Here is a 26,449-nt window from a genome sequence, read left to right as displayed (position 1 = left end):
ATGGTAACGAAAACAGAAACAACAGACATTGTCACTAGTCCAAAGACACAGGAAAGACAACAACCGAGTTTTAAACGTTGGTTGAAGCATTTTTTTTATATGCCTGCGGCAAACCGTTTTTTTAATAAGCAAGATCAGCAGGCCATTGCACAAGCGGTGACAGAGGCTGAGCACGGTCATGTAGGTGAAATACAAGTGGTGATTGAAGGGCATATTCCTTCAAACCAAGCTTATTATCAAAATACCCGTGCTCGTGCTGAACAGCTCTTTGCGGAACTGGGTGTGTGGGATACGGAGTTTAATAGTGGTGTTTTGCTGTATTTAAATTTGTGTGAACGCCAAGTAGAAATTGTGATTGATCGCGGCATTAAAAATGCAACAGAGCAAAATATTTGGGATGGAATTTGCCAAAGGATCATTCAACACATGCAAAAAGAGATGTATAGGACTGCCATGACGGAGGGTGTAAAAGAGATCGGAAATGTCATGGATGAGTTTTATGCGGGTAAGTCTGTAGATCGTGCCAATGAACTAAGCAATACACCAATTATTTTGGGTTAATAAAACGTAGGAAAGTGACACAAATTGTCACTTTTGAACACAAAAAGAGACACAATATTTACAAAAATAAAAATATTTTCTTAAAGTGCTGTTTTTTCTGTCAATTTTATTATAATAAAACTTGGCACGTTTTGTGCTGTTTATAAAACAAGCTGCATAGCTTTATTAAATAATTAAATTAAAAAACATTTGTGGAGAATGTTATGAAATCAGTTCAAAAGGGTTTTACTCTTATCGAATTAATGATTGTAGTTGCAATTATCGGTATTCTTGCTGCGATTGCGATTCCTCAGTACCAAAACTACATTGCGAAATCACAAGTTAGCCGTGTAATGGGTGAATTGAGTTCAGTGAAAACTGCTATGGAAAGCTGTATTCTTGATGGTAAAACAAAAGTTGAGAATAATCAGACTACATTTGACGCGCTTGGTGTTGATGACCAAGCTAAAACATGTTTCTTAGGTGCAACAACATCAACACTATTGGGTGCAACTGAGAGTAAGCTAGCATATACAGGTTTAACGGTCGGTTTACCTACAGCTAAAGGTGATACTGGTTATGTATCAGGCCAATTTGGTACCTCAGCAGCTGCACAGTTAAAAACATCAGTATTAACTTGGTCACGTGCCGCTGATGGTTCATGGTCTTGTGCGAGTAGTGCTGAAGCAAAATTTGTGCCTACTGGTTGTACTTTTGTTAAAGAATTAAAGTATGCTACATATCAAGCGGCTCCAGTTAAGGAAGAAGCTAAAAAAGAATAATTCATTATTTTAGTGAAAAAGAACTCCTCTATATAGAGGAGTTCTTTTTATCATAAATAAAAAGAAGAAAAATTTATCGTATGCTAAAAAAAATTATGTATGTTGCTTTTGTTATTACAGTGAGCTATCTATATGGAGTGTATGCTATTTATGGTAGTACACCCTTTTTAAGAAAAAGTTATTTTATAGAGGCGTGGTGGGCTAAAACTAATATTAAATGCCAGCATGACTACTCAGTATTTTTGAAAAATTTTTTAGAAAAAGTTGTATCGGATTACGGCAGCTTGTCGAATCAACTGGTTTATTTAAAAAAAGATGGAAACATTGAATCTTGTAATAGCGGCGCGAATGTAAATGAAGATACACGCTTCCGTTATGCCAGCTTAACCAAAGTAATCACTGCAGCGCTTTTTTTGGAAAATGAAAAATTGGGGCTGTTAAACCGTGAAGATGATCTGCGGCAATATATTGAAATGAAGCATCCTGTTGATGCCAGAATGCAAAAGATTCAGCTGTTTAATTTATTGACGCATACTTCAGGATTTGACCGTACCCAAAGCAATGACCCCATTATTCAGGAAGGAAAATCATGGTGTCCTAATCATTTGGAGAAGTTGAATTATATACGTTTGGATCATCAGCCAAATACAGTGTATAGCTATGACAACCGAAACTATTGTGTTTTGGGTGCAGTATTGGCAAAAAAAATAGGCCAGCCCTTTAGTGTGATTTTGAATGATTATTTGGCGTTTCATCATTTTGATCACATAAAATTCATTGATGGCCCATTTATGCCAGATGAAGTAGATTATGATTTTCGTTTTGAAGAATATTATTTCCCTTCATATACTCAAAAATATGATTTTTATGCAATGCAGTCTGCTGCAGGGTTGTCGGGTTCTGCAAAAGATTATGCAAAGTTAATCCATTATTTTATTGATCAGCGAAAATTACTATTAACCCAAACGGTTTTAGAAATAACAGATACAGGGAAAAAAAATAATTCATTAAGTATAGGTTTGCAGCAAACTACAACATCAAAGGGAGAGGTAATTTCTTATCACTTTGGTGCGCTTCCTGCTTCTAGAAGCATGCTGATAATCCGCGGAAATGGCGATATTCTTGTTTGGACTGGCAGCGGAGTACCTGAAAAAAAAGGTTATAATGATGCCACATTATTAAAATATATTGCTGATCAATTTTAATTTATGAATAGAATAAGTATAATTTTTATAAAAAAGGGACTAGTTGACAAAATTTTTTTTATTAAAAAAATGATTTTTAATTAATTTTATTTTTGGCATTTTTTTGCTTATATCTTATTTTAAGGGGGATATGAATAAAGGATTTACATTAATAGAGCTGATCATTGTTATAGCTATTATTAGTATATTTTCTGCTATCACAATTCCAATGTATCAAAGAAATATTGCAAAAATACAAATTGTCTCCACTCTAGTAGAATTGAATGGGGAAAAATCTCAATATGAACTAATAATGAATAAAGGTTCAACCTCTGGTAGCACTGCGTTTACTGTCTCTAATATCTTTTTTTTCTGGAGCTCAATCCAGCATATGTGTTTATGAAGTTAATGAACCTGATAATGATGGAAATTCGGATCAGGCATTGGTCTGTAAATTTATAAATACGACATCTGTACTAAAGGGTGAATCAGTTTATTTAAATAGAAATAAAGATGGTGTCTGGCTGTGCATAACATATGTGGGAGTGGATCTTTAGTTAAAGCTTAAGAATGTTATTAAATTTGGATTTAATATATACTCTCTCAATTTATAAAAATATGAAATTATGTCAAAGCGGAATAATTTTTTTTTATCGCATTTATTTATCTCTATTTGCATTGGGTTAACAGCAGTTGGGCTGATATTTTTAGTCTGGTATCCAGCGCCGCTAGCGAAAGCACTTGGCGTAACCCATATTTCTTTAATGCTGCTTGCTATAGATGTTATTTTAGGGCCTGTACTGGGGTTTATTGTATTTAAAGAAGGTAAAAAGACATTAAAAATGGATTTGGCCATTATTATTGTCTTACAGCTGTCAGCACTTTCATATGGTCTATTTAGTATTTATCAAGGACGGCCTGTATGGCTAGTCTTTCAAAATGACCATTTTGATTTAGTACGTTTGAATGATGTTGTTGTAGATAAGAAGGCTCATAAAATGAATTGGCTGAAACCTCAGTTTAGAGCTGTTGAGATGGGGCAAACAGCACTGCAAAAAAACAAATATGTGGTTGAAGAAATGCAGACAGGCATTCCGGCTTCTTATCGTGTTGAACGCTATATACCGATTGAACGATCAGCAAATGAAATGCTGGCCAAAAAACGTGATCTGAAAGATCTGAATCATTTCAATAAAGCTCATGATGTATTGAAGATTGTTAAGCAATACCCGCAAGCAGCAGGCTGGCTGCCGCTTCGTGTCATGACTGGCATAGATATGGTGATATTGATTGATTCTAAAGGTGCGGTGGTCAAAACAGTAGACTTAAGACCTTGGAAATTATCTTGATAAAAAACCCGCATTCGCGGGTTTTTTATCGCATCCGTTTTTAAATCTGACTTTGAATATAATTCTCTATACCCACAGTCTCAGTTAAATCTAGTTGTGTTATCGCCCAATCCAACCATTCTTCTTCTTTTTCTAAAATTTCTTGCACCAAATCGCGAGTCACATAGTCTAACTGTTCTTCTGCAAGCTTAACTGCTGCTTGTATCGCTTCAATGTTCTCTTTAACTTTACGCACGTCACAATTTAATACTTCAACCGTATGCTGGCCGATATACAGCTTGCCCAAATGTTGTAAGTTTGGCAGACCTTCTAAAAATAGAATGCGTTCAATAATTTTGTCTGCATGCTTCATTTGACGAATTGATTCTTTATATTCCGCAGAACCGAGTTGCTCAATGCCCCAATCGTTAAACATACGTGAATGCAGGAAATATTGGTTAATTGCAGTTAAATGATGATACAGCACCTGATTTAACTGATTGATTACATCACGATTGCCTTTCATGTCAGACTCCTTAACTGCAAGAATTTAAATTAATTCATTTTAATCGAAGATTTGAATAGAAATATCTTAAACAACAATAAGCGACTTTGCGAGTGTTTTATAGAACAGCAAATGAAAATCACAATCAAAACAATCAGCTAGTTTTGTAGGGAGTTGTAAATAAAAAAACCGCTTAGAGTCAAAAGCGGGGAGGAGGAATGGTCAAAAGACCATTGGTTTTATCATTATGCTTATAGTGGCGCTTGTGCGCTTTATTTTAAATCGGTGTTATGCGGCAATCGCGATACGTGCAGCAATTTGTGCTACTTCGTCACTGATGATCGCACGCGCTTCCGGCGCACAGCGACCACAACAAGTGCCAAGGTCGAGCATATCGCGCACTTCGCGATAGCTTTCAGCACCATTCGAGATGGCATCTTTAATATCTTGATCGGTAATACCACGGCACAGGCAAACGTACATGAGAGTAAACCAAATGAATAATGGGATAAGTAATATTATTGATAATTGTTATCGTTTGTCAATAAAAATCATTTGAAATAGCGTTTAATCTGATTGAGTTTTTGAATAAAAAAAGCCACTTGAGCGGAAATTTGAGTCATGCTCGGATTTTCGCGTAATATTTTTTGATCTTTTGGGCTGATATATTTCGTAAAAGAATTAATTACTGGCGTGTAACTGATTGACTGATGTTACACAATAACATCAGAAGCGCCATTTGATTCAAATAAAAGAACGCTACGCGGCGATGTCGTCCGCAATTGTTTGAGACAGGACGACTTCTAATCAAAAATGTTTTTGCGATACTTTGAATAATTAGACGGTAGTGAATGAGTTTTGCGGTGAGGAGCACTGCTCCGCAAGTTGGTTTCCTTGCGAAGCACGCTTCTCATTTTGCCGAATGAGAAACAACGTTTCATAAGAGTACCTCCAGCCGAAGGCTAATCCCTTTAGTCAAACCTTAGCTGTAAGACTCCGTCGAATAGACTTAAAAATCATTTTAAAAATACGAAATTACTTTTACGGGCGTAACATCAGTTATTGATTAATAATAACGATACCATCCATCTCAACCAGTGCACCTTTCGGTAGGCTCGCAACACCAAGTGCCGCACGTGCAGGGTAGGGTTGAGCGAAATATTCGCCCATAATTTGGTTGACCAATTGGAAGTTAGAGAGGTCGGTAAGGAAAATATTCAGTTTCGCAATATCCGTTAAGGTGCCACCGGCAGCTTCACATACCGCTTTTAAGTTATCGAATACACGGCGAATTTGAGCTTCAATGCCTTCTACCAGTTCCATGCTGTATGGATCTAAGCCAATTTGTCCAGACAAATACAACGTGTTGTCCACTAAAATGGCTTGTGAGTAAGTACCAATTGCAGCGGGTGCATTTTCAGTATGGATTACCTGACGGGACATCTATTTCTCCTATGATTATCTCAGACACACTGCAAAGAATATTGTAATGTGTGATTTAGCTGGCAACTTTTGCAGGTTCAGCAATGGCAATCGGTTGTGCCAAACGACTGATGCGTGGGAAGCCAAAATGCATTCTTAAATTACGGATAATTTCGGCAATTTGTTTGCGGTTATGTACCACGATATTTACATAAGTTTTATCTTCATGTGAACGAACCGCTTCCACCCCCACTTTTTCTTTACGACATAAGTAAATCAGCTCAGAAATCTGTTCATCATTGAGCAGCATATTGAGGCAAAGATAAGCGGTAAAACTGATATCTTCACTGTCTTCAGCAGTCCAGTGCAAAGGCATGATATTTTCAGGATGTTGATGCTGTTCATGCAATAAATTATGACAACGCGCACGATGCACGATTAAACCACGACGTGAAAGATGTCCTTGAATTGGATCACCTAATACCGGGTTACAGCAATGGGCATATTTTACATCGACGCCATCGGTGCCTAAAATCAAGCGCGCTGAATTACTGGAAGTTTGAATCGCATCCAGTGCAAACAAATGATTGGCAACCAGTTGTGGCAGTAAATCACCCACTGCGATTTGTTCAAATAAATGCTCTTTATCATTTAAATGCCGCCAATTGAGGACATTTTCCCAATCGGCTGAGCTTAGATCTTTCACTGAGCGGTTAAACAGTTTTAAGGCGCGATTTAAGGCTTGTTGACCCACCAGACGCTGTTCATCCTGATCTTGATCACGCAGAATGTTTTGCAATGCGCGGCGAGCTTTTTGCGTGTTGATAAAACTGAGCCAGTCAGGGTTTGGAGTCGCCAGTACATCGGTGATAATTTCAATGACTTGTCCACTTGTTAGCGGGGTAGAGAGTGGTTTGGTTTCACCATTCACTTTTGCCCCAACAGCGTGGTTCCCTAAAAATAAGCTGGCAGAATAAGCAAAATCAACCGCTGTGGCACCTTGAGGTAATTCATGCAAATGACCATGTGGTGTATAGACCCAAATTTTTTCTTGATGCAGATAGTCCAGTAACTCACTAAATGTGGTTTTGGCACATTCACCATCAATCAGTACGTTGAGGTTTTGCATGGAAGCCTGAATGGCAGAGCGGCAGGCTTGAGGCGCATTTTCACCCAGTACCACACCAAAACGAGCAGCTTTACGCATCAGTTCCGTTTGAATGGTCAGGGAAAGTGTGGTCTCTTCACCTTTTAGGCGCAGCATGAGTGACTGGTTGCCACCGGGAAGTGGGCGGCGAATATGGTCTTCATAACTGAGAACTTGAAAGCTCTGTTCAAGAATCTCTGCCAGTCGGTCACAGTCAGCAATGCTTTGTAGAATAATTTCAAAAGCATGGCTGTGGGTGAGTTCTTGCAGATCAATGTCATTTTTAACAAAGTGGCGCAGCAATTCAATATTGTTATTTTTCTTTTTAATTCGACCGCTAATGTGGTGGTGTTCAAGTAGGGCGGTGAGGTTGTTTTCCCACTGAGTTTGATACTCACAGCGTTTAGGCTTGGTTTGGAGTAGTGCTTCCTGAACATTGTTATACATATCTAAATCGAGATTTTGATAACACAGATGTTCAAGGTTGTCGGCCATTTCATTCATACCGACCAGACGTGCCATCGGCACAAAAATTTCAAAAGTTTCCTGTGCAATGCGTGCGCGTTTATCTGGGCGTAAAGCGCCGAGCGTGGTCATATTATGATAGCGATCGGCCAATTTAATAATAATGACACGTGGGTCTTGTAAAGTGGCTTGTAGAATTTTACGGAAAGATGCGGCTTTATTATATTCTTTGTCGCTTGATTGACTCAGTTTAGTCACACCATCGACCAGTTCAGCGATGGTGAGGCCAAATTTTTCGGTAATATCTTGTTTGGTAAATTCGGTATCTTCAATCACATCATGTAACAGCGCAGCCATGAGTGTTTCAGGATCTAGACGCATATGCGCCAAAATACAACTGACGGCAATCGGATGCAGGATGTAGGGTTCACCACTTTTACGGGTAATACCGTCGTGGGCAATATCTGCATAGTCACAAGCTTCAAGCACGCGTTCGACATCACTTACCGACAGGTAAGCGTCGATAATCACATTTAACTGTTGCTTGGCTTGACTGACCATTGGCCCTGGCATAGAACACCCTTTTACTACTGCGATGGATTGAAACGGTTAATACTTTAATGAAATGCATATTGCGAGACTTGTCAATTTTTTATTGCGAAAAATGAAAATCTTTTTTGGATTGCGAAGCACTTCTTTAGCTTATGTTATAACTGTTCTGAACAAAATATTAAAGACAATCCATAAAAAAAGCCTAGTTAAAAACTAGGCTTTTTTTATTTGGTTGATCTTATTGGAAAGAAAAACCATCTAAGTTGAGGTTATTTGCTGAAAGTGCAAGATCTAAGCTCGAAGTTTGGTAGTCTTGTTCACGTTGTTTCAAAATATCTTTAGATACATGACCCGCTGCGATTTCACGCAGTGCAACAACGGTCGGTTTATCGTTATCCCATTCAACAGTAGGTTCGATGCCTTGACGTGCCAATTGACGCGCGCGTTTGCTTGCCACTAGTACAAGCTCAAAGCGGTTGTCTACATGGTCTAAACAATCTTCAACGGTTACGCGTGCCATAAGAATTCTCGTTTGAATATAAATTTTTAACAGACTGTGCAGTATAAGGTGCTTTGTCTATAGACTCAAGTTTTAATCACTGCTCAGTCGGCGTGATTAATTTTTCAATTAACTGCTGATGACGTGTCGCTTGCTGTTTTAAAACCAAGCGATTAGCAATAATCACAGACTCTAAATCATGTAAGGCTTTATTAAAATCATCATTAATAATGACGTAATCAAAATTTACATACTGCTGCATGTCTTCAACTGCGCAGCTTAAGCGATGTTCGATCACTTCAACTGAGTCAGTGCCACGGTTTGATAAGCGTTGGCGTAAGTCAAACTGACTTGGTGGGAGAATAAAAATTTGTCTAGATTCAGGAAAAAGTTTACGAACCTGTTCAGCCCCTTGCCAGTCAATTTCCAGTAAAACGTCATGGCCTTTCGCCAATTGTTCTTTAACTGTACGTTGTGCTGTGCCGTAATAATTACCAAAAACTTCTGCATATTCAATAAAGCCACCTTCTTCAACCAAAGATAAGAAGTCTTCTTTTTTTGCAAAATGGTAATGTACGCCGTCTAATTCGCCAGGACGCTGACCACGAGTGGTATGAGAAACAGAGACATGTAAATTGTTTACACGTTCAAGCAGGGCTTTAACGAGGGATGTTTTGCCCGTTCCCGAAGCAGCAGAAACGACAAACAAGAGACCCGACATGATATTTTTCCTGATATGATAAAATATCTTCTCTATTTTAGAGTAGACGCGCGCCAAACAAAATAGTCAGACGTCTATTGTTTGCATTTATTTCAAGTGATACCCGTAAAATTTGAGTGGGCATTGAGGATTCTATGGAAATTGTTTTAGCTAATCCACGCGGTTTCTGTGCAGGGGTAGATCGTGCCATCGCGATAGTCAACCGTGCACTCGAATGCTTTAACCCACCCATTTATGTGCGTCATGAAGTGGTGCATAACAAATTTGTAGTCGATGATCTGCGTCAGCGTGGGGCAATTTTTGTCGATGAACTGGATGAAGTGCCTGACGATAATATCGTGATCTTTAGTGCCCATGGCGTATCTAAAGCGGTGCAACAAGAAGCAGAGTGTCGTGGCTTAAAAGTCTTTGATGCCACTTGCCCGTTGGTGACCAAAGTCCATATTGAAGTGACCAAATATGCCCGAGAGGGTATTGAGGCGATTTTGATTGGTCATGAAGGGCATCCTGAAGTTGAAGGCACGATGGGACAATATGACACTAAAAATGGTGGCTCGATTTATTTGGTTGAAGATGAACAAGATGTTGCTGCGCTAGACGTTCGTAACCCAGAAAAAGTGGCTTTTGTCACTCAAACTACGCTGTCTATTGATGATACGGCCAAAGTAATTGATGCACTGCGTCAGAAATTCCCTGAGATTCAGGGGCCGCGTAAAGATGATATTTGCTACGCGACACAAAACCGCCAAGATGCGGTACGTGATTTGGCCGAGCAGTGCGATGTGGTCTTGGTTGTGGGGTCACCGAACTCTTCGAACTCAAACCGTTTACGTGAATTGGCTGAACGGATGGGTAAACATGCGTACTTGGTCGATAATGCAGAACAATTGCAGCAAGAATGGTTTAATGAACAGACTAAAATTGGTGTAACTGCAGGAGCATCTGCACCTGAAATTTTAATTAAACAAGTAATTCAGCGCCTACAAGATTGGGGGGCAAAAGCGCCGCAAGAGCTAGATGGCTGCGAAGAAAATATTACATTTAGTTTACCAAAAGAGTTACGTATTCCTGTAACTCAGGCATAAAGTGTTAATGACTTAACATTCTGAATTTTTTTAAGAATTGACAGATAATTGCTTTTTGGCAATTATCTGTTTTTTTATGCCTTTTATCCTTATTTGTGTTGGTTTTGTAATTTAATTGGGTATTATTTTTAATAGGGTAAGGTTTTGTTGCTTTGGGGGGAGTATGCAGAAAAATAAAGGATTCACGTTAATTGAGTTGATGGTGACGATTGCTGTGTTGGCGATTATTGCCATGATGGCTGCGCCTTCGTTTCAAGCAATGATTTATAATTATGAATTAAAAAAAGAATTTAAAGAGCTGATTTATATATTGAGTGATGGAAAGTCAATATCTCGTGTATCTAATAAAACAGTGTCTATTCTTTTTCGAGAACCAGAGAGCGGTGATCCTGTTCACGCTTTATATTTGAATGTAGATGAAGATAAATATGATTTTAATATGAAAGATGAAGAGATTTTATTTAGAAATAATGGTGTGATAGATCCTGCGACTGGAGATTTTCCTTTGTGTTTTGAATTAAAACATATTAAAAGCGGTCAAATAAAAAAAGTAGAAGTATCACAATTAGGAATGCAGCAGGTGTCTAATGGAGCTTGTACAGGAGGGACGCCATGAGTTTTCAAAAGGGTATGGGGATGATTGAGATCATTATCTCTATTTTGGTGCTGGCGATAGCAATTTTAGGGTTTATGGCTTTGCAGTATCGTTCTGTTGAGCTAGCAGCAGAGGCAATGCAAAGAGTTGAGGCAGTCAATCTAGCTCGTAATCTATCTGAACGTATTTATGTAAATAGAATTGTATATTCGGATGATTCAGGGCTTTTAGATAAAGGTGATGTCTCTGATTGTTTGAGTAAGGATAATGCGATCGTTGAATGTGATCCTGTTGACTTTATGGCTAAAGATATTGCAGATATTAAGTCTATTGCAGAATCTAAAGCGATGGATATTAACTTGTTGACTTGTCCAGATACTGCCAATAACAGAGCATGTATTTATGTTGCTTGGGATGAAACTAAAGCTGAACAAGGTGATGAGGATGATAATGCTTGTACATCATCAGATAATTTTGCCTACTATCCAGAATCTAAATGTATTGTAATTGAGGCCTTCTAATGAATAAAAAGAATTTAGGCTTCACGCTTGTAGAGTTAATGATTTCGCTTGCATTGGGTCTAATTATTGTCTTGGTTGCTGTGCAAATGCTGTTGTCAGGTCAAAAAAGTTTAGCTTTCCAAACAGCAATGGTTGATGTGCAGGATAATGCGAACATTGGCTTGAATTATGTTGTCAGTGATTTGAAATTAACGAATTTGAATATTATTAATCGCGATATGAAGAGCACGGGTATTTCAGGCCTTGTTGTAAATGCTTCAAATTATCCATCGTTAATTACGGCAAATAGAAGCGTGAGTTCTACTGGGGTGGCTAGTGCCAGTACTCAAGTGGAGAAAAGTGATGTACTGGTGATTCAATACCGTCCGAATGTTACGGGAGGATACGATTGCGAAGGTACATTAATTGAAAGTACTCAAGAAGTTGTGGTTCAGCGTTATTTTTTAAGACCAGATGAAAATGGAGCTGCACATGATTTGGCTTTGGCGTGTGATGCTGGAAGATATACAGCTGCATCAACTACTGTTAGCGGATTGAATGCTGATAGTACCAAAGGCGGTCAAATAATTATGCCCCGAATTGACCATTTTAAGGTGTTGGTTGGGGTTCAAGATATTGAAACAAATAAACTTAGTTATATGACTTTAGCTCAGTTTGCGGCAGTGCCTGCAGCAGTGAGTGCTGACAAAGGGAAGCGTGCAGTTTCTCTGCAGGTTGGATTATTGGCACGTTCGATTGACAGTTCTGGAACGAATACACCAGAACAAACGCAATACTCTTTATTGAATGAATCGTACAGTGTGTATAAGCCAGATACGATGACAACGAAATTTATTCGAATACCTGTAGAGCAAACGATTGCGTTAAAAAATGGTTTAGGGGAGCGCTGATGATTAAAAATAAGCAAACGGGTTCAGCGTTAATCGTCATTTTGGTTGTGGTACTGATGTTGACCATTATTGGTGTTATGGCGGTACGTTCTGGCATATTTGGCTTGAATGTGGCGACGAGCAGCCAAGTTTCCAGAATTATGGATCAAAATAATGATGCAGCCTTATTTAAGATTGAAGACAGTGCACAATTTCCTGAGTTCTTAGTGGGTACGGGGTTATTTGGCTATCCTAAAATGGATACAAACCGTGATAAAGAATTGGTGATCTGCTATAGAGGCAAGAGTGCTGAGTTTTATCAATTCTATCGTGCAAGCTTGGCTTATATAGAAAAAACTGACGGTGTTGATGAAGTAAAAATAGAGAATATTGGCGGTGATGCCCGTCCTGGTTTTTGTCAAGTGTCGAATGATAATGCTGATTTTGTCAGCGGCCGGGCCGCTGCAATGACACAAATAGCGGTGCGTGTTTCAGGGGATACTGGAGCGGATAGTGATCCTTTCGCGTTTTATCAAGAAGGGACAGATACGGAAACAGGCAAGCTGGATGAGGCTGTACGGTTAATTATTACAGCTACGACGGTTATGCCTGCATTAAGTTCTGAGACAAATGCGACAATTAATGCTTGCCTAAGAGGGATGAGCTATTTAGATGCATCTGTTGATGCGGAAACCGTTGCTGAGTGCTTGAGTAAGCATTCGGTTCCGTTTAAAACCCAAGTATCTGAATACAGTTTGGGACAATTTATTAAAAAAGTTGCAGCTTAGGAGAGTCGTTATGAAAAATGGCACACACATTAAGAAAAAATGGATGCAATTTAAAGTATCGGCTTTATCTGCATCTATTACGGCGCTAATAGTCAGCAGTATTCCTACCCAAATTTCTGCTTCAGATATTGATATTTATCAATCTGGCGGTACAGGCGCAATTAATATTTATTTTATGCTGGACGTGTCTGGCAGTATGGGGAGTACTAGCCTGCCAGATGATTATGGGTATACTGCTACAAAAGAGGTTTGTAATAGCAGTAAAGGGATTACGTATACGCAATCTAATGCGGGAACTAACTATATAACTTTTGAATATAAAGGCAATAATAAGGGAAACTATAAAAATGAGGGAAATAACTATGTGTTTGTTGGAGAGAAGAAGGGTAAATACATTATAAAAAAAATCGACACAAAAACTTTTACTGGTGCGTCTAGGTATAATGCGACAGAAGTAACGGTTGAAAGCTGTAATAATGTAAGTACTAATATTTGTCCGGCATCTTGGTCATATTGGGATGATCGGTGGGTTTGGAGCGGTACTACATTGTCGAAAACCTTATCTAAACATGGGTATGATTATGCGCAAAGTGGTGAAGCCTATTGCTTAGTTAAAGAGACAGACTTAAATATTTCGGATATTAACGATCAAAACTACTTAAAGAAAATTAAGAAAATTTGTGAGCCTGTAGAGGGTAAGACTGGAGAATATAATTGTCTTACTAGACTAGCTAACTTAAAGAAGGGCTTTTATGAATTAATTAATTCTTCTGAAATCACAAAAGATCATAATTTTGCTATAGGTCAATACACTGGCGATAGTACAAACAATGGAGGGATAGGTACATTACTGAATTTCACCTCTATGGATAGTGTAGGAAAGGCTTCTATTTCTAGATCTGTTAGCAATCTAATAGCAGCCGGCGGGACGCCAATTGCTGCTGCTTATCAAGAAGCCAGTTCAAAAATTACAACTGGTAACTCTCTAAGTAATGCCAAGCCATCATGTAGCGGTAATGGTATCTATTTTTTAACAGATGGACAGCCAGATCCTGGTTTTACTGATTTATTTTCTAGTAATAAAGTTGAAGATAGTGAACTGATTTATAGCGCACATACAATCAATAGTAAGGGAACAAAACAATACGATTGGTATGGAAATCCTATCATGGCGAATACAGATTATTGGCAGAAAGTGGTTGGGAAGGCGAAAACTTTATATGGCAGTTCTAAACTAATCAAAACTGCAACTGTCGGTTTTGGTGGCGAATATTACTTAACATCAGATTATGCCAAAAATGGTGAGTTTGAATGTTCTGTGTATAGCCACCCTGAAAAAGGTCTGTGCTTATGGGGCACTAAAAACCAAAAATATGGTCAAGGTGGATTTTACAATGCACAGTCGGCTGAGGATATTGTAGGCAGCATTAAGCAATTTGTTAGTGATGTATCAGTTCCTGTTGAAGGCTCAACAATGGGCACAAGTACAATTCCAGTTGATGCATTAAATTCAACGCAGTTGCAGCCTTATTCGTATTTCCCAATGTTTAAGCCGCTTATTGGCACAAAAGCTCAACTATGGGTGGGCAATTTAAAGAAATTTAAAGTTAGTAATGGTTCTATTTACGACACCTCAGATGCGACTGTTTTTGATCAAGACCAAATTCGCGCAAAATTAAGAGATTTTTGGTTTAGTGAAGCTGGCAGCAGTGATGATGACCCTTCAGTGGGCTGGGGCGGGCATCTAAGTCGTTTAAAAGCTAATAATTTACCAAAAATGGATGGAGCACCAGACTTTAATCGTAAATTGTTTATAGACAGAGATGGCGAGCTTGTAGAAGCATCGGTTGTTTTATCTGATGCAAATAAACTTCCGAATAGTGAATATTTATATGGTCTTTTAGGATTTTCGAAACTGACACTGGCTGATTTTGAAGCATTGGGTGCAATGGATCAGACACAGCAATTAGAATATTTGAAGACTAAAACAGATGCTAGAGGTCATCAGCTAGGTTCTGTTATTCACTCTACACCAGTGCTTTTAACACAAAAAGGCGCAGTCAATGTTGTCAACGGCGTTCAGTCCTCTAAAAACCGTGAAGATTATATTATGTTTGGCACCACGCAAGGTGTGCTGCATATTGTAAAAGCAGGCCAGCAGGACACAAGTGCTATTGATGCTAATGGCGGTACAGATGTATTTAGCTTTGTGCCTCAAGAGTTTATTGCAAATCAAGCGAAAGGTTTTGCTGAATCTTTAGCTATGGAACGCACTGATTCTGTAGATACATTCTTCTATGGCGTGGACGGCCCTTGGGTGGCGCATACGGTATATGAGCCACAGGTAACGGATACTTATAAAGAAGTAGATGGTAAAAAAGTTTTAGAAAGTACAAGCGGGTCGTTGGTTGTAAAGGCAAATAGTTCTAAAAGTCATCAATATGTGTATGGCGGTTTACGTATGGGCGGCCGCAGCTATTATGCTTTGAATCTTTCGGATATGGCGGAACCAAAATTGATGTTCCATATTAATCCAGATGCGGTTGAGTCTGGTCCGTTATCGCATATGGGGCAAAGCTGGTCAAAACCATCGTTAGCTTATATTCGCTGGAATGGCGAAAAGAAACTTGCGATGATTGTCGGTGGCGGTTATGACAAGAAATATGAAGACCATGATTTTACCAATGATGGTGCGCAATCTGTAAAGGGTAATGGTATTTACATTTTTGATGCTAAAAATGGCCAACTGTTGTGGTGGGCGAGTAAAGGTACAAATACAACTGCGGACGAGTCATCGGATGCTGTTTTAGATAGTGATGGTGCTGTCACTACACCTGCCTTTAATGAAATTGGAACAATGTATAATAGTATTCCATCACGAATTAAAGTAATTGATCGTGATGGTGATGGTATTGCAGATCATTTGTATACAGGTGATTTAGGTGGAAAAGTCTTTAGAATTGATTTAAATCCTAAACATTTTATTAGTGATGATGAAGATAAGAACCAGCCATTTACGTTAAATGCTTTTGAGTTTGCTGATTTGGGACAGCGCCGTTTTTATGAGCCGCCTACATTCACAATTCATAAGTCAGGAATGACACGATACGCAGTCCTGTCGATGGGGTCTGGTGATAGAAGCAGTCCTTTAAGATCTTCTCAAGTGAATGACTTATTGGTTGGATTGTATGACTATGGTGTGACTCAACGAACGCCAAGTGCTCAAGCTACAATTCTTGAGGGGAATTTAAGAGAAATTTATAAGAGCCAAAAGCAGACAGCTGACCATAAAGGCTGGTATTACGTGTTACCAAAACAAAGTGTCGAAAGTGAGACATATCAAAGCCGAATTATTGAAGAGGGTGTTGCGTTAGATAATGATCTGTATATGGCTATTTTTGATCCGCGAAATAGTACAGCTGGCGAGAATGCTACCTCTTGTACAGGCGGCATTACGGGTGAGAGCACTTTGTATAAGTTTTGCTTGCCTGATGGTGATTGTGGTGCCAGCAAGACAAGTGTCGATAAGGTCGGTAAATTAGGTGCAGGTATTCTTGGGCTTACAATTGGTCCAGGGTCAAAAGATGACCATCGAACATTTATTTTTAATCAGCCGCCAAATCCTAAGCCAGATGAATACGTAACAGCGAATAAGCTTTTGCCGAAGAAATGGTTTGAGTATTCGCCATACAAAGCAAAGAGTAATAAATAATGAAAATTATGAAAGGCTTTACTTTGATTGAGCTTATGGTTGTGGTAATTGTAATAGCAGTAATAGCTGCTATTGCATTACCCAGCTATGCGGCTTACGTTAGAAAAAATCATGAAAAATTAGTCGTACAAAAGATGGGTGATATTGCACTGAAACTTGAAAAAGAGAAGTCACGTAATTTCAGTTACAATAATTTTCCTGATGCAGATATTGAAATTATGAAAAATCCATCTTCCAGTGAGGTGGTTTATACGGTTTCTATAGATCCTCAAGTCCAAACATGGACGATGAAGGGGTGTGTAAATAGTGCGTTAGATAATGCCAGCCGTTATAAAAACTTTGCGCAGAATAGTAAAGGCGCTCATTGTGAATGGTCTGATACCAGTTGTAATGTTCCAGATGAATGTAAATAGGAGGGCTGAAGTTGATTAAGTCTAAAGGATTTACATTTATCGAAATGATTATCGTTGTTGCAATCGTTGCAATTTTAGCGGCAATAGCAATTCCGTCATATCAACAGCATGTACGTAAAACAAAGCGAGTTGAAATGCAAAGTGAGCTTTTAGAAATTGCATCTAAACTGCAGCAGTTTAAGGCAGTACATCATACCTTTACACCAAATGGTACAGCTATTACTTTTTCTGATTTGGGATATGCTGCTGATTATTCGGGTATTGCGAATTTTCCAAAGAGCGGTACAGCTACGTATAAGGTTTCTATTGAAAATGTAACGCAAAACAGTTGGCTTTTAGTTGCCATCACCGATAATAACCAAAAGGGGGATGGAGCCTTAGGTTTAGATAGTCAAGGGCAGAAATGCTGGACACCTAATAATGATTTAACACGCTGTATACCTGATGGCACATCTAATTGGGATGGAGATTAAATTCAAAGCTGCGGATAAGTAAATATTAATCTTTCCCTTTGAATGAATTTAACGTAAAATATTGCCCTCTATGAAAGGGGTTTGAAATGTATCGATGGTCGGTACAGGGATAATCCGTAAAAACTATAAGGTTCTATCATGGTTGTTATTCGTCTTGCACGCGGTGGTGCTAAAAAACGTCCGTTCTATCAAATCATTGTGACTGATAGCCGTAATGCACGTGATGGTCGTTTCATCGAACGTATTGGTTTCTTCAACCCTACAGCTCAAGGTAAAGCAGAAAAACTTCGTTTAGACGCTGATCGTTTCGCTCACTGGGTTTCTCACGGTGCTCAACCTTCTGAACGTGTTGCTTCTTTAGCTGCTGAAGCTAAGAAAGCTGCAGCTGCTGCTTAATTCGTAGTAGGTTACCCATGACACCAACACAGAATGTTCCCGAAGATCGTATTCAGATTGGACAGCTACGTTCAGCATATGGATTAAATGGGTGGCTCTGGGTCTATTCCAATACAGAACCCATGAGCAATATATTTGACTACCTCCCTTGGTACATTGAGACCAAAGCAGGTTGGCAAATTATAGATGTAAAACGTTGGAAACCGCATGGCAAAGGCTTGGTTGTTTCGCTAAAAGGTGTGATTGATCGTACCGCAGCAGATAACTTAGTTGGTGCAAATATCTGGATTTCAAAATCGCAACTGCCTCAAGCGGGCGTGGACGAGTATTACTGGTCAGATTTAAAGGGCTTAACCGTGTTAGGTCTTGGAGAAGATGAGCAAGAAGTTAATCTCGGTCAAATCCATGAACTGTTTGAAACAGGTGCTAACGACGTGATGGTGGTTCGTGCCACTGCCGACAGTGTCGATAGCGAAGAGCGAATGATTCCATGGCATAAAGATGTGGTACAGCGTGTTGATCTCGAAGCTGGTCGTATCTACGTAAATTGGGGCGTAGATTATTAATCCTTCTAGGATTGACGCAGCAGGAAAATAGAGGAGTCTGCGATGTTTTTTGCAGTCATTACGCTTTTTCCTGAAATGTTTGAAGCGATTACGAGCTTTGGTATTAGCGGGCGCGCAGCAAAACGTGATTTAGTGCATGTCCATTGCATTAATCCACGCGAATTTGCTGAGGGTAACTACAAAAGAGTGGATGAACGTCCATTTGGTGGTGGCCCAGGCATGGTGATGATGGCTGAGCCTCTGGCAAAAGCAATTCAACGTGCCAAAGAGCTTGCAGTGCAAGCGGGTGCAGTTCATGTGCCTGTGGTGTATATGTCACCACAGGGCAAAACCTTAAATGAACCGGCAGTACAACAGTTTGTTGAATATGACGGATTGATTGTATTGTGTGGGCGTTACGAAGGGGTGGATGAGCGTTTGATCCAACAATATGTTGATCAGGAATGGTCAATAGGAGATTACGTTTTATCTGGTGGTGAACTCCCAGCGATGGTTTTATTGGATAGTGTGATTCGGAGGCTTCCGGGTGCAATGTCTGATGAGCAATCACACGTGCAAGACTCATTTGTGGATGGTCTTTTAGATTGCCCACAATATACCAAGCCAGACCATTTTGAAGGTTTGGATGTCCCTGAAGTCTTAAAATCAGGACATCATGCCAATATTGAAAAATGGCGGTTTTTGCAGCGTTATCAACGCACGTTAGAACGCCGACCTGAGTTGGTGGAAAAAGTTGAATTGACCAAGCAGCAAAAGAAATGGCTAAAAGATTCCAAGGTTTAAATTTTTTTTAAATCTTATATTAGGCTCTTTATGCATTGAAGCGGTCAAGCATAAAGGGAAAGTCAATCGGGTCTATGCGCTTTAGCCTCTAGCCCCAGCGATGATTAGACCTCTTCTAACTCGCATAATTGGAGATACCCCATGAGCGGTAAACATCCTTTAGTACAAGCTGTTGAAAATGCACAGTTGAAACAAGACATTCCTGCTTTTGCTCCTGGTGACACAGTAGTTGTTCAAGTAAAAGTAAAAGAAGGCGAGCGTGAGCGTTTACAGGCATTTGAAGGCGTTGTAATTGCGAAGAAAAACCGTGGTTTGAACTCAGCGTTCACAGTACGTAAAATTTCTAGCGGTTTTGGTGTTGAGCGTGTATTCCAAACTCACTCACCAATCGTTGCTGGTATCGAAGTGAAACGTCGTGGTGACGTTCGTCGTGCTAAACTTTACTACCTACGTGAATTGTCTGGTAAAGCTGCACGTATTCGTGAAAAGTTACCTGCTCGTAAAGTTAAAGCTTAATTTTAAGTTTAACTTGAGTGAAAAAATGCGCCTTTTGGCGCATTTTTTATGTCTAGATTTTAAGCTTTATAAGCCTTGTAATTTTAAACGGTTGGCATGTTGACGGTACAAGGCAACCGGGTCGGGTGAAAACACACTACGTAAGCCAAAGACCATATTCACTTCATCCAGATGATTATGGTTATAGTCATCGCGAATGACCTGACCTAAATGGGTGCTACAGCGTCCGACTAAACCATCATTGTCTTTGTTGCCATAAGCCAATGGACCGAGTTGGCTAATTACGGTATCCAACACATCCAGTACATTGGTGGTTTGAGCGGTCCCTGTCCAAGAATAGTAATGGATGCCCTTATCGACTTTCGATCCCGACTGATTACAGTCCGAAGCTAAGGCAGTGGTGGGGAACTTGGCATTGAAGACAGCAGCACCTGTTTCACTGATCGAGCTTAATGAGGTATCTATACTGTTGGGTAGGCTGGAATTCCCTTCTGCCCAAGTAATAATAGGCGCCAGAAGTTTGTCGCCGAGGACACCAAAGATGGAATTCAGCCCTTGATGGGCCTGAATTTTATCGGCCACCAATGAACCACGGAATGTTCCAGCAACGCCCGTCACTGATGCGACATATTCTGGTTTGACCGCGGCAATATAACGCGTGGTTGGACCGCCATGGGAATGACCAATTAAATTCACTTTGGATTGACCGGTTAAGGCCAGTACCTCTTCCACTTGTGCCAGCAGTTGTTCACCACGGACCTCGGTCGACTCAAGCGGTGACACTTGTGCGGCAAAGGTATTGGCACCATTTCGTGCTAAGTCTGGCAGAATTTGATAGAAATAGTCCATGCCAAAGCTGTCAAAACCAATGCGGGTAAAGCCAAACATACCATGCATAAATACAATGGGATATTGGGTTTTGGCGTAGGTAGTGCTGGTATTCGCTGTCACATGCTGTAAGCCTTCAGCCGCTTGAGTCGTCGATATGGCGAGCCTTGTTGAACAGAGCAGTAGGGCTGTACAGGCAATTTTCTTTTTGTTTTGCATAATTTCATCCTGAAATGATGGCGTAATTCATGATCAAGTTATTCGGAAAATGGAAGCTTTCCACCCTGATCATGGACGGTTTCAAAAGTGCTTAAGCGCAATTGATCTTGTTGAGATTTAAAATGTTGATTCCGCAGTTGTTGAATGGCTTGTTGTTTAGCACTGTCACTCAGATTGCTTTGTATGATCGAATCACGTTCGCTCAGATATTGATTGACGTTGCCCTTCCATTCACGGCGTTGACCATCGAGGTGTTCAAGGCGTTGTGTCGCCTCAGCTCCCACCAAATTTAAACGCATTTGACGGATTTCTGCTGCTGAACCGCCACGGGCTTTAATGTCAGTAGTCAGTTTGCGCAGGTCATCCAATTGATTGATTTGTTCTAAATTTGCTTTCCAATCTTCAGGCAGTTCATCAAATAATGCTTTGAATTTTTTAGCTTTTTCAACTTCAGAGAGTTTTTTGTCGTTGACCACTTCTATACGTTTTAAGGTGTATTCGTGGTAGCTATTTTCCTTGCCAAATAAACCTTCAATTTCATAGTCAGAGAAGAACTGCTGACGCAGGTTTTGCATGCTGTTATAAATTGCACGGTAATATTGTGGTGATTGTTTCTCTTCATTTGGTGGCTGCACATCACCTAAACGCTCACGATATTGCATGTAGCGATCCCACAGCGCATAAATTTGTGATAGGGCAGGTTCTTTATGGTCTTGAGCAATATAGGTTTTAAAATCTTGTTTAATTTGCTCAATCGGCTTTTCACCATATTGCGTGATGAAATACTCAAAGCAATTACGCGTGTTTTCATTCACAATTAGTCGGTTAGCGTCATCCAGACTGATTTGACAGTTAACTTCGGTATCGTGTTGGCTTGGACTGATTAAAGGTGAATGAGCCGTATTTTCTAAGGTGGGCGTTTCCCCAGAAGCGGCCATTGCAGTCTGTTGTTGTGCCGGATTTGAAGTGTAGTCATTTTGAGAAGCTTGAGGATAAAGCCAATAAATAAAAGCCACAGCAATAAGTATGACCATGGCCAACATAAGCCAGAGTTTATTTTTTTGCATATCCCAATGCACCTTTTCGTTTTAATTGTTTTTTGAGTTCTTAATGTGAACTCAATATGACAGAAAAGCATGATAACAATATAGAAGAGTTGTAAATAATTCGCTTAGATTGCTACCATTGCATGGTACTTTTCTAGCCCGATTTTTTCATGAAAAAAGCTTCTCCTAAAATTCAGCGTCGTCCCGTACATGGTGTTTTTCTTTTAAACAAACCACTGGGAATTAGTTCTAATGCCGCATTACAAAAGGTGCGCTGGTTATTTAGAGCACAAAAAGCAGGCCATACCGGTGCACTCGATCCGCTGGCATCAGGTCTATTGCCGATTTGTTTAGGTGAAGCGACCAAGTTTTCCCATTTCTTATTGGATTCGACTAAGCGTTACCAAACCACGGTTTTTTTAGGGCATAGCACCACGACAGGCGATGTCGAAGGCGACGTGTTGTTAGAGCAAGCGGTTCCTGTATTGACCGAAGAGAAAATTCGTAGTGTGTTGGATCAATTTGTTGGTGATATTCAGCAAATTCCACCGATGTATTCGGCATTGAAAAAAGAAGGCCGTCCCCTATATGAATTGGCACGTAAAGGGATAGAGATTGAGCGAGAAGCACGCCCAATTAGCCTATATGCCATCGATTTATTATCATTTGATGAGAATAGTATTACACTCGACATTACCTGTTCGAAGGGCACTTATATCCGTGTTTTAGGGGAAGATATTGCTAAAGCATTGGGGACTTACGGACATTTAATTTATCTACACCGTATTCAAACGGGGCATTTTGATCTGAATCCAAGCTATACCATTGAATATCTGGAGAGTCTGACCGAAGCTGAACGTGAAGCATTGCTGCTGCCAGTGTATTCACCTGTCGATCATTTTACTAAAGTTCAAGCGCCTGAAGGTCGTGCTGAGTATTTTAGTCGTGGCATGGAAAGCAATATTGAGCATGCTGCGGAAGCACAGGTTTTGGTGTTTGATGGGGAGCGTTGTTTGGGCCTTGCGGAAATTACCGAGCGTAAACGTTTAGTGCCAAAACGTGTATTAAATCTTGAATAGTAATTATTGCTGATAGAAGCCAAACCATGGAAATTGAAATCATCTTAAGCCTCCTGTTTTTTGCATTTTTTGCTGGTGCAATTGATGCAGCAGTTGGAGGTGGGGGATTAATTCAAATTCCAGCCATTATGAATGCCATGCCACAGTTGTCACCGGCGACGGTTTTTGGTACCAATAAACTGGCGTCAATCTGTGGTACAGCATCGGCCGCAATTTCATTTTTGAAAAAGGTCCAACTACGCTGGAAATTGCTGGCTGTAATTGCCAGTTGTGCCTTTATCAGCTCCTTCGCGGGGGCGGCCTGTGTGTCGATGATTCCGAAGGAAGTGCTGCGTCCCTTTGTTTTGGTGATGTTGATCGTCATTGCAATTTATACTTTTGCCAAAAAACAATTTGGTCAGGTACATGTGCGTCAGGAACTTACGCCGAAAATCTTGATTTTGGCCGCAGTGGGCAGTTTGGTGATTGGTTTCTATGATGGGATCTTTGGGCCGGGCACCGGCAGCTTCTTTATTTTCTTTTTCATTCGCTATTTACAAGCGGATTTTTTGCATGCCTCCGCATTGTCCAAGGTGGCCAATCTCACAACGAATCTTGCGGCATTAAGTTTTTTTGCACCGACAGGCCATGTGTTATTCACCATGGGTGCAATGATGGCGGTGGCCAATGTTTGCGGTTCACTGGTGGGGGTGCGTGCCGCAATCAAATATGGTAGTGGGTTTATCCGTATTCTATTTTTGCTTTTGGTCAGTATTTTGATCATCCGTTTGGGCTATCAAACTTTTACAGGACAAGCTTGAACAAAACTTAACAGAGCTCGGCTGTTTTCTGTAGCTGATATGTTTAGTATAAAAAATACGCATTTTAAGTTGCTAAATAATAAATATTGAACCTATTGCTAAGCATTCGAGGGCCGCATCTATATGAATATTTTCGAAGCTTTACGCCAAAGTCATGAACAACAAAGAGCACTTGCAGCACAGCTGATTCAAACTTCAGGCGATACACCTGAACGTCGCGACTTATTTGAGCGTCTAAAAAATGAATTGTTCGCCCATGCTGTCGGCGAAGATCGCTATTTTTATATTCCGCTGATGATGACCGATTCGGGATTAAATATTACCCGTCATGCGTTGTCTGAACATCATCAAATGGATGAGTTATTGGAGCAACTGACTGAAATGGAATTGAGTCACCCTAGCTGGTTGATCATTGCGAAAAAATTATCGGAAATTGTGCATCATCATTTAAAGGAAGAAGAACATGGCTTCTTTCAACAAGCGGGTAAAATTTTAGATGGAGAGCAAAAGGAAACGCTCGCGATTCAGTATTTAGCCGAATATAAAAAATATAAAAAAGCCGATAAAGATAGCCTGACAGGTTAATTAGATCGATGATCTAAAATAAAAAAAGACGGCATTGCCATCTTTTTTTATGAACCTATTTTATAGGTTGTTTTTATGTACTGTTTTTAATTTACGGTTTCTGTCGTTGGTTTGGCAGATCGTAAAGTCACACCAACCGATGCAAGCATAATGCAGACTAAGGCTGCCCATTGCCACGCACCAATACTTTCACCGAGCAGCAGCATGCCGGTAATTGCGGCGAGTGCAGGCGAGAGGCTCGACAGTGTTCCATAGCTAAGTTTGCTGAGTATTTTCAAGGCTTTTAAATCCAGTGCATAGGGAATCGCGGTGGCTAAAATTGCGATGACCAAGGCTTTGGGCCAATATTGCGTGTCCAATAAAGCCGCCGCATTATTGTATAACCCGATGGGTAATAAGGTCAGCGCGGATAAGGTGATGGCGATGGTTAAGGCATGCATGCCAATATTTTGATGCACCACTTTTTGGCCAAAATAAATATAAAAAGCCCAACACAGTCCTGCACCTAAGGCAAAAGCTGCACCAATAATGGAGAAGTTGTCGCCCTGTGCCTGTCCCCAAGGCACCATCAAGACAATGCCCAAAATTGCCAACAAAACCCAAATGTAGTCGCTACGGTTTTTAATCGAAAGTAAGGCCAAGCCGAGTGGGCCAATAAATTCCAGACCGACAGCAATCCCTTGTGGCAGTTTGCCGAGTGACATATAAAACAGCACGTTCATCAGGCACAGTGCGGCGCTATAACAGAGTAAATCACGCCACTTTAAAAAAGACAGCCGTTTTAAAATGTGCCATGAGCGGAACATCAAACAAATGATGATGGCGGCAAAACACAGTCTTAAAATGGTCACGGTCAGTGGGTCAAGCACCAAAAATAATTGTTTGGCGAAGGAGGCACTGATCTGATAGGAGATCATGGACAGCACCATGAACATGACAGCAAGAAGTTGTGAATTTGGCATGAGGCACACAGGTGGTGGGGCAGTTTGTGCCCTATTTTTGAATGCACATAGTATAGCGTTTAATGTTGAAATTTCACCGATCTTTACGATGCTAAAGTTGAATTTAGCACTTTGAATTTAAAAATGTGGAGTGTGCGTAGTGCATTATTTTTATAGCTGAAATTTAAATTCAAAGTGTAGAAGCAGTTTTGAATTTAAAGTGTTTTGGCTTTTTTGGTGGTGTAGGTGCAGCCCATAGAGGCGGTAATAATCACCGCAAGTGCTAACCACTGTGTCCATAATAATTGTTCATGTAGAAAGATAAAGCCTGATAATGCGGCAATGGCAGGTTCTAAGCTCATCAGTGTCCCAAAGCTGAGCGCCGTTAAATTGCGTAAGGCAATCATTTCTAAAGTGAAGGGTAGTGCGCTAGCGAGTACTGCTAATGCGACAAAATACAATAGACTCATGGGTTCAAAGGTATGTGCCGGAATCCCTGCAAAGAGTGCGATTGGCATCAAGACCAACGTACCGACCAACATGCCTAAGCAAACGGTATGATTACCGGATATACCTGAGGGTTTTTGACCGGCTACAATATACAGCGCCCAACAGGCACCGGCACCGAGGGCAAATAAAATTCCGATTGGATCAAGTTGCTGTGCTGCTTGGTCAAACGGAAACAGTAAAATCAGACCCAAAATGGCGAGGCCAACCCAAACAAAGTCGAATTTTCGGCGTGCAGCAAATAGGGCAACACTTAAAGGTCCAATAAATTCAAAAGACACGGCAATGCCGAGCGGAAGACGACCAATCGACAAATAGAACAACATATTCATTCCGGCAAGGGCAATGCCATAGCTGAGAATAGCGGGCCATTTGATCTGTCGGAAATTGATTTGCCAAATTTTAAAGATGCAAGCCAAGATCAAAGCACCAAGCAATAAACGCATGGCAGAGACGGTCAGAATTGGAAATTGACCGAAAAGATATTTGGCAAAAGAGCCACTGCTTTGCACGCTGATCATGGCAATGAGCAAGATTAGCGGTGCTTGAGCAGCAGGGGCGATTTTAAAATTTGGCATACTA

Annotated in this window: 30 protein-coding genes; 20 read left to right on the top strand and 10 right to left on the bottom strand. The window is 40.2% G+C overall.

What is annotated here, in order from left to right:
* The 5 genes from ACN6OV_RS10410 to tfpZ all read left to right on the top strand — a co-directional run bounded on the left by ACN6OV_RS10410 (position 1) and on the right by tfpZ (position 3,855).
* Positions 1-561 carry a TPM domain-containing protein gene (locus ACN6OV_RS10410; protein WP_427952688.1) on the top strand — a complete coding sequence of 187 codons (561 nt, stop codon included), beginning with the start codon at positions 1-3 and terminating at the stop codon, positions 559-561.
* A 203-nt stretch (positions 562-764) separates the two neighbouring features.
* Positions 765-1,322: a pilin gene (locus tag ACN6OV_RS10405; RefSeq protein WP_427952686.1), complete on the top strand. Its 558-nt coding sequence runs from the start codon at positions 765-767 to the stop codon at positions 1,320-1,322.
* 80 nt (positions 1,323-1,402) lie between these two features.
* The gene (locus tag ACN6OV_RS10400; protein WP_427952684.1) at positions 1,403-2,527 is read left to right on the top strand and encodes a serine hydrolase domain-containing protein; all 1,125 of its coding nucleotides are present in this window, start codon (positions 1,403-1,405) and stop codon (positions 2,525-2,527) included.
* A gap of 130 nt (positions 2,528-2,657) precedes the next feature.
* Complete coding sequence (locus tag ACN6OV_RS10395) at positions 2,658-2,909, top strand: prepilin-type N-terminal cleavage/methylation domain-containing protein (protein WP_427952682.1); 252 nt, start codon at positions 2,658-2,660, stop codon at positions 2,907-2,909.
* Positions 2,910-3,132: 223 nt separating this feature from the next.
* The gene (gene tfpZ, locus ACN6OV_RS10390) at positions 3,133-3,855 is read left to right on the top strand and encodes a TfpX/TfpZ family type IV pilin accessory protein (protein WP_427952680.1); all 723 of its coding nucleotides are present in this window, start codon (positions 3,133-3,135) and stop codon (positions 3,853-3,855) included.
* 40 nt (positions 3,856-3,895) lie between these two features.
* Here the strand turns inward: tfpZ and bfr are convergent, their stop codons facing one another.
* The 6 genes from bfr to gmk form a co-directional block, all read right to left on the bottom strand.
* The gene (bfr, locus tag ACN6OV_RS10385) at positions 3,896-4,360 is read right to left on the bottom strand and encodes a heteropolymeric bacterioferritin subunit Bfr (protein WP_427952678.1); all 465 of its coding nucleotides are present in this window, start codon (positions 4,358-4,360) and stop codon (positions 3,896-3,898) included.
* 267 nt (positions 4,361-4,627) lie between these two features.
* Complete coding sequence (locus ACN6OV_RS10380; RefSeq protein WP_427952676.1) at positions 4,628-4,822, bottom strand: bacterioferritin-associated ferredoxin; 195 nt, start codon at positions 4,820-4,822, stop codon at positions 4,628-4,630.
* A gap of 576 nt (positions 4,823-5,398) precedes the next feature.
* On the bottom strand, positions 5,399-5,782 hold the full coding sequence (locus ACN6OV_RS10375) for a RidA family protein (protein WP_427952674.1): 384 nt from the start codon (positions 5,780-5,782) through the stop codon (positions 5,399-5,401).
* Between the two features lie 55 nt (positions 5,783-5,837).
* Positions 5,838-7,946 (bottom strand): RelA/SpoT family protein, encoded by a 2,109-nt coding sequence (locus ACN6OV_RS10370; RefSeq protein ID WP_427952672.1) that lies wholly within the window; start codon positions 7,944-7,946, stop codon positions 5,838-5,840.
* Positions 7,947-8,163: 217 nt separating this feature from the next.
* Positions 8,164-8,445, bottom strand: a complete 282-nt coding sequence (gene rpoZ, locus ACN6OV_RS10365; RefSeq protein ID WP_067762989.1) for a DNA-directed RNA polymerase subunit omega — start codon at positions 8,443-8,445, stop codon at positions 8,164-8,166.
* A 76-nt stretch (positions 8,446-8,521) separates the two neighbouring features.
* Positions 8,522-9,145 carry a guanylate kinase gene (gene gmk, locus ACN6OV_RS10360; protein WP_067762988.1) on the bottom strand — a complete coding sequence of 208 codons (624 nt, stop codon included), beginning with the start codon at positions 9,143-9,145 and terminating at the stop codon, positions 8,522-8,524.
* Positions 9,146-9,279: 134 nt separating this feature from the next.
* Between gmk and ispH the strand changes: the two genes are divergently transcribed.
* The 12 genes from ispH to rplS all read left to right on the top strand — a co-directional run bounded on the left by ispH (position 9,280) and on the right by rplS (position 19,862).
* Positions 9,280-10,230, top strand: coding sequence for a 4-hydroxy-3-methylbut-2-enyl diphosphate reductase (gene ispH, locus ACN6OV_RS10355; protein WP_427952669.1), 951 nt, complete (start codon positions 9,280-9,282; stop codon positions 10,228-10,230).
* A gap of 163 nt (positions 10,231-10,393) precedes the next feature.
* Complete coding sequence (locus ACN6OV_RS10350) at positions 10,394-10,846, top strand: pilus assembly FimT family protein (protein WP_427952667.1); 453 nt, start codon at positions 10,394-10,396, stop codon at positions 10,844-10,846.
* Positions 10,843-11,346 (top strand): type IV pilus modification protein PilV, encoded by a 504-nt coding sequence (pilV, locus tag ACN6OV_RS10345; RefSeq protein WP_427952665.1) that lies wholly within the window; start codon positions 10,843-10,845, stop codon positions 11,344-11,346. The genes ACN6OV_RS10350 and pilV overlap by 4 nt, the downstream gene beginning before the upstream one ends.
* Positions 11,346-12,236 (top strand): PilW family protein, encoded by an 891-nt coding sequence (locus ACN6OV_RS10340; protein ID WP_180088959.1) that lies wholly within the window; start codon positions 11,346-11,348, stop codon positions 12,234-12,236. The genes pilV and ACN6OV_RS10340 overlap by 1 nt, the downstream gene beginning before the upstream one ends.
* Positions 12,236-13,003, top strand: a complete 768-nt coding sequence (locus ACN6OV_RS10335) for a hypothetical protein (RefSeq protein ID WP_427952663.1) — start codon at positions 12,236-12,238, stop codon at positions 13,001-13,003. Before ACN6OV_RS10340 ends, ACN6OV_RS10335 begins: the two co-directional genes overlap by 1 nt.
* A gap of 10 nt (positions 13,004-13,013) precedes the next feature.
* Positions 13,014-16,715, top strand: coding sequence for a pilus assembly protein (locus ACN6OV_RS10330; RefSeq protein WP_427952661.1), 3,702 nt, complete (start codon positions 13,014-13,016; stop codon positions 16,713-16,715).
* Complete coding sequence (locus ACN6OV_RS10325) at positions 16,715-17,128, top strand: type IV pilin protein (protein ID WP_180088962.1); 414 nt, start codon at positions 16,715-16,717, stop codon at positions 17,126-17,128. Before ACN6OV_RS10330 ends, ACN6OV_RS10325 begins: the two co-directional genes overlap by 1 nt.
* Positions 17,129-17,142: 14 nt before the next feature.
* Entirely contained in the window at positions 17,143-17,601 is a 459-nt protein-coding gene (locus tag ACN6OV_RS10320; RefSeq protein ID WP_427952694.1) for a type IV pilin protein, read from the top strand.
* Positions 17,602-17,739: 138 nt separating this feature from the next.
* On the top strand, positions 17,740-17,997 hold the full coding sequence (gene rpsP / locus ACN6OV_RS10315) for a 30S ribosomal protein S16 (RefSeq protein WP_427952659.1): 258 nt from the start codon (positions 17,740-17,742) through the stop codon (positions 17,995-17,997).
* 17 nt (positions 17,998-18,014) lie between these two features.
* Positions 18,015-18,563 carry a ribosome maturation factor RimM gene (gene rimM / locus ACN6OV_RS10310; RefSeq protein ID WP_427952657.1) on the top strand — a complete coding sequence of 183 codons (549 nt, stop codon included), beginning with the start codon at positions 18,015-18,017 and terminating at the stop codon, positions 18,561-18,563.
* A 42-nt stretch (positions 18,564-18,605) separates the two neighbouring features.
* Positions 18,606-19,346 (top strand): tRNA (guanosine(37)-N1)-methyltransferase TrmD, encoded by a 741-nt coding sequence (gene trmD, locus ACN6OV_RS10305; RefSeq protein WP_427952655.1) that lies wholly within the window; start codon positions 18,606-18,608, stop codon positions 19,344-19,346.
* A gap of 141 nt (positions 19,347-19,487) precedes the next feature.
* The gene (gene rplS, locus ACN6OV_RS10300) at positions 19,488-19,862 is read left to right on the top strand and encodes a 50S ribosomal protein L19 (protein ID WP_427952653.1); all 375 of its coding nucleotides are present in this window, start codon (positions 19,488-19,490) and stop codon (positions 19,860-19,862) included.
* A gap of 66 nt (positions 19,863-19,928) precedes the next feature.
* Here the strand turns inward: rplS and ACN6OV_RS10295 are convergent, their stop codons facing one another.
* Both ACN6OV_RS10295 and ACN6OV_RS10290 read right to left on the bottom strand, forming a co-directional pair.
* A complete protein-coding gene (locus tag ACN6OV_RS10295) occupies positions 19,929-20,909 on the bottom strand; it encodes an esterase/lipase family protein (protein WP_427952651.1) in 981 nt (326 codons plus the stop codon).
* A 38-nt stretch (positions 20,910-20,947) separates the two neighbouring features.
* The gene (locus ACN6OV_RS10290) at positions 20,948-21,976 is read right to left on the bottom strand and encodes a lipase secretion chaperone (protein WP_427952649.1); all 1,029 of its coding nucleotides are present in this window, start codon (positions 21,974-21,976) and stop codon (positions 20,948-20,950) included.
* Between the two features lie 149 nt (positions 21,977-22,125).
* On the opposite strand from ACN6OV_RS10290, the gene truB reads away from it, so the two are divergent.
* The 3 genes from truB (at position 22,126) to ACN6OV_RS10275 (ending at position 24,419) form a co-directional block, all read left to right on the top strand.
* On the top strand, positions 22,126-23,034 hold the full coding sequence (gene truB / locus ACN6OV_RS10285; RefSeq protein WP_427952647.1) for a tRNA pseudouridine(55) synthase TruB: 909 nt from the start codon (positions 22,126-22,128) through the stop codon (positions 23,032-23,034).
* Positions 23,035-23,060: 26 nt separating this feature from the next.
* Complete coding sequence (locus ACN6OV_RS10280; protein ID WP_427952645.1) at positions 23,061-23,834, top strand: sulfite exporter TauE/SafE family protein; 774 nt, start codon at positions 23,061-23,063, stop codon at positions 23,832-23,834.
* A gap of 123 nt (positions 23,835-23,957) precedes the next feature.
* Positions 23,958-24,419, top strand: a complete 462-nt coding sequence (locus ACN6OV_RS10275; RefSeq protein WP_427952643.1) for a hemerythrin domain-containing protein — start codon at positions 23,958-23,960, stop codon at positions 24,417-24,419.
* An 86-nt stretch (positions 24,420-24,505) separates the two neighbouring features.
* Here ACN6OV_RS10275 and ACN6OV_RS10270 read toward each other — a convergent pair whose 3' ends face one another.
* On the bottom strand, positions 24,506-25,381 hold the full coding sequence (locus ACN6OV_RS10270; RefSeq protein ID WP_427952641.1) for an EamA family transporter: 876 nt from the start codon (positions 25,379-25,381) through the stop codon (positions 24,506-24,508).
* A gap of 194 nt (positions 25,382-25,575) precedes the next feature.
* Positions 25,576-26,445, bottom strand: coding sequence for an EamA family transporter (locus ACN6OV_RS10265; protein ID WP_427952639.1), 870 nt, complete (start codon positions 26,443-26,445; stop codon positions 25,576-25,578).
* Positions 26,446-26,449: the final 4 nt, after the last annotated feature.

This window comes from Acinetobacter sp. (genome assembly GCF_050285345.1).
Taxonomy (GTDB): domain Bacteria; phylum Pseudomonadota; class Gammaproteobacteria; order Pseudomonadales; family Moraxellaceae; genus Acinetobacter.
Note: the sequence above shows the minus strand (reverse complement) of the source record. Positions and strands in the feature narration are given on the sequence as shown.

Bases quoted from the DNA above. Each gene is read 5' to 3' on its own strand.
- ispH (WP_427952669.1), top strand. From the start codon at position 9,280: ATGGAAATTGTTTTAGCTAATCCACGCGGTTTCTGTGCAGGGGTAGAT.
- ACN6OV_RS10410 (WP_427952688.1), top strand. From the start codon at position 1: ATGGTAACGAAAACAGAAACAACAGACATTGTCACTAGTCCAAAGACA.
- ACN6OV_RS10405 (WP_427952686.1), top strand. From the start codon at position 765: ATGAAATCAGTTCAAAAGGGTTTTACTCTTATCGAATTAATGATTGTA.
- truB (WP_427952647.1), top strand. From the start codon at position 22,126: ATGAAAAAAGCTTCTCCTAAAATTCAGCGTCGTCCCGTACATGGTGTT.
- trmD (WP_427952655.1), top strand. From the start codon at position 18,606: ATGTTTTTTGCAGTCATTACGCTTTTTCCTGAAATGTTTGAAGCGATT.
- pilV (WP_427952665.1), top strand. From the start codon at position 10,843: ATGAGTTTTCAAAAGGGTATGGGGATGATTGAGATCATTATCTCTATT.
- gmk (WP_067762988.1), bottom strand. From the start codon at position 9,145: ATGTCGGGTCTCTTGTTTGTCGTTTCTGCTGCTTCGGGAACGGGCAAA.
- rpoZ (WP_067762989.1), bottom strand. From the start codon at position 8,445: ATGGCACGCGTAACCGTTGAAGATTGTTTAGACCATGTAGACAACCGC.
- rpsP (WP_427952659.1), top strand. From the start codon at position 17,740: ATGGTTGTTATTCGTCTTGCACGCGGTGGTGCTAAAAAACGTCCGTTC.
- ACN6OV_RS10395 (WP_427952682.1), top strand. From the start codon at position 2,658: ATGAATAAAGGATTTACATTAATAGAGCTGATCATTGTTATAGCTATT.
- ACN6OV_RS10290 (WP_427952649.1), bottom strand. From the start codon at position 21,976: ATGCAAAAAAATAAACTCTGGCTTATGTTGGCCATGGTCATACTTATT.
- rplS (WP_427952653.1), top strand. From the start codon at position 19,488: ATGAGCGGTAAACATCCTTTAGTACAAGCTGTTGAAAATGCACAGTTG.
- ACN6OV_RS10280 (WP_427952645.1), top strand. From the start codon at position 23,061: ATGGAAATTGAAATCATCTTAAGCCTCCTGTTTTTTGCATTTTTTGCT.
- bfr (WP_427952678.1), bottom strand. From the start codon at position 4,360: ATGAAAGGCAATCGTGATGTAATCAATCAGTTAAATCAGGTGCTGTAT.
- ACN6OV_RS10400 (WP_427952684.1), top strand. From the start codon at position 1,403: ATGCTAAAAAAAATTATGTATGTTGCTTTTGTTATTACAGTGAGCTAT.
- ACN6OV_RS10295 (WP_427952651.1), bottom strand. From the start codon at position 20,909: ATGCAAAACAAAAAGAAAATTGCCTGTACAGCCCTACTGCTCTGTTCA.
- ACN6OV_RS10275 (WP_427952643.1), top strand. From the start codon at position 23,958: ATGAATATTTTCGAAGCTTTACGCCAAAGTCATGAACAACAAAGAGCA.
- ACN6OV_RS10350 (WP_427952667.1), top strand. From the start codon at position 10,394: ATGCAGAAAAATAAAGGATTCACGTTAATTGAGTTGATGGTGACGATT.
- tfpZ (WP_427952680.1), top strand. From the start codon at position 3,133: ATGTCAAAGCGGAATAATTTTTTTTTATCGCATTTATTTATCTCTATT.
- ACN6OV_RS10265 (WP_427952639.1), bottom strand. From the start codon at position 26,445: ATGCCAAATTTTAAAATCGCCCCTGCTGCTCAAGCACCGCTAATCTTG.
- ACN6OV_RS10375 (WP_427952674.1), bottom strand. From the start codon at position 5,782: ATGTCCCGTCAGGTAATCCATACTGAAAATGCACCCGCTGCAATTGGT.
- ACN6OV_RS10270 (WP_427952641.1), bottom strand. From the start codon at position 25,381: ATGCCAAATTCACAACTTCTTGCTGTCATGTTCATGGTGCTGTCCATG.
- ACN6OV_RS10340 (WP_180088959.1), top strand. From the start codon at position 11,346: ATGAATAAAAAGAATTTAGGCTTCACGCTTGTAGAGTTAATGATTTCG.
- rimM (WP_427952657.1), top strand. From the start codon at position 18,015: ATGACACCAACACAGAATGTTCCCGAAGATCGTATTCAGATTGGACAG.
- ACN6OV_RS10335 (WP_427952663.1), top strand. From the start codon at position 12,236: ATGATTAAAAATAAGCAAACGGGTTCAGCGTTAATCGTCATTTTGGTT.
- ACN6OV_RS10370 (WP_427952672.1), bottom strand. From the start codon at position 7,946: ATGCCAGGGCCAATGGTCAGTCAAGCCAAGCAACAGTTAAATGTGATT.
- ACN6OV_RS10325 (WP_180088962.1), top strand. From the start codon at position 16,715: ATGAAAATTATGAAAGGCTTTACTTTGATTGAGCTTATGGTTGTGGTA.
- ACN6OV_RS10380 (WP_427952676.1), bottom strand. From the start codon at position 4,822: ATGTACGTTTGCCTGTGCCGTGGTATTACCGATCAAGATATTAAAGAT.
- ACN6OV_RS10330 (WP_427952661.1), top strand. From the start codon at position 13,014: ATGAAAAATGGCACACACATTAAGAAAAAATGGATGCAATTTAAAGTA.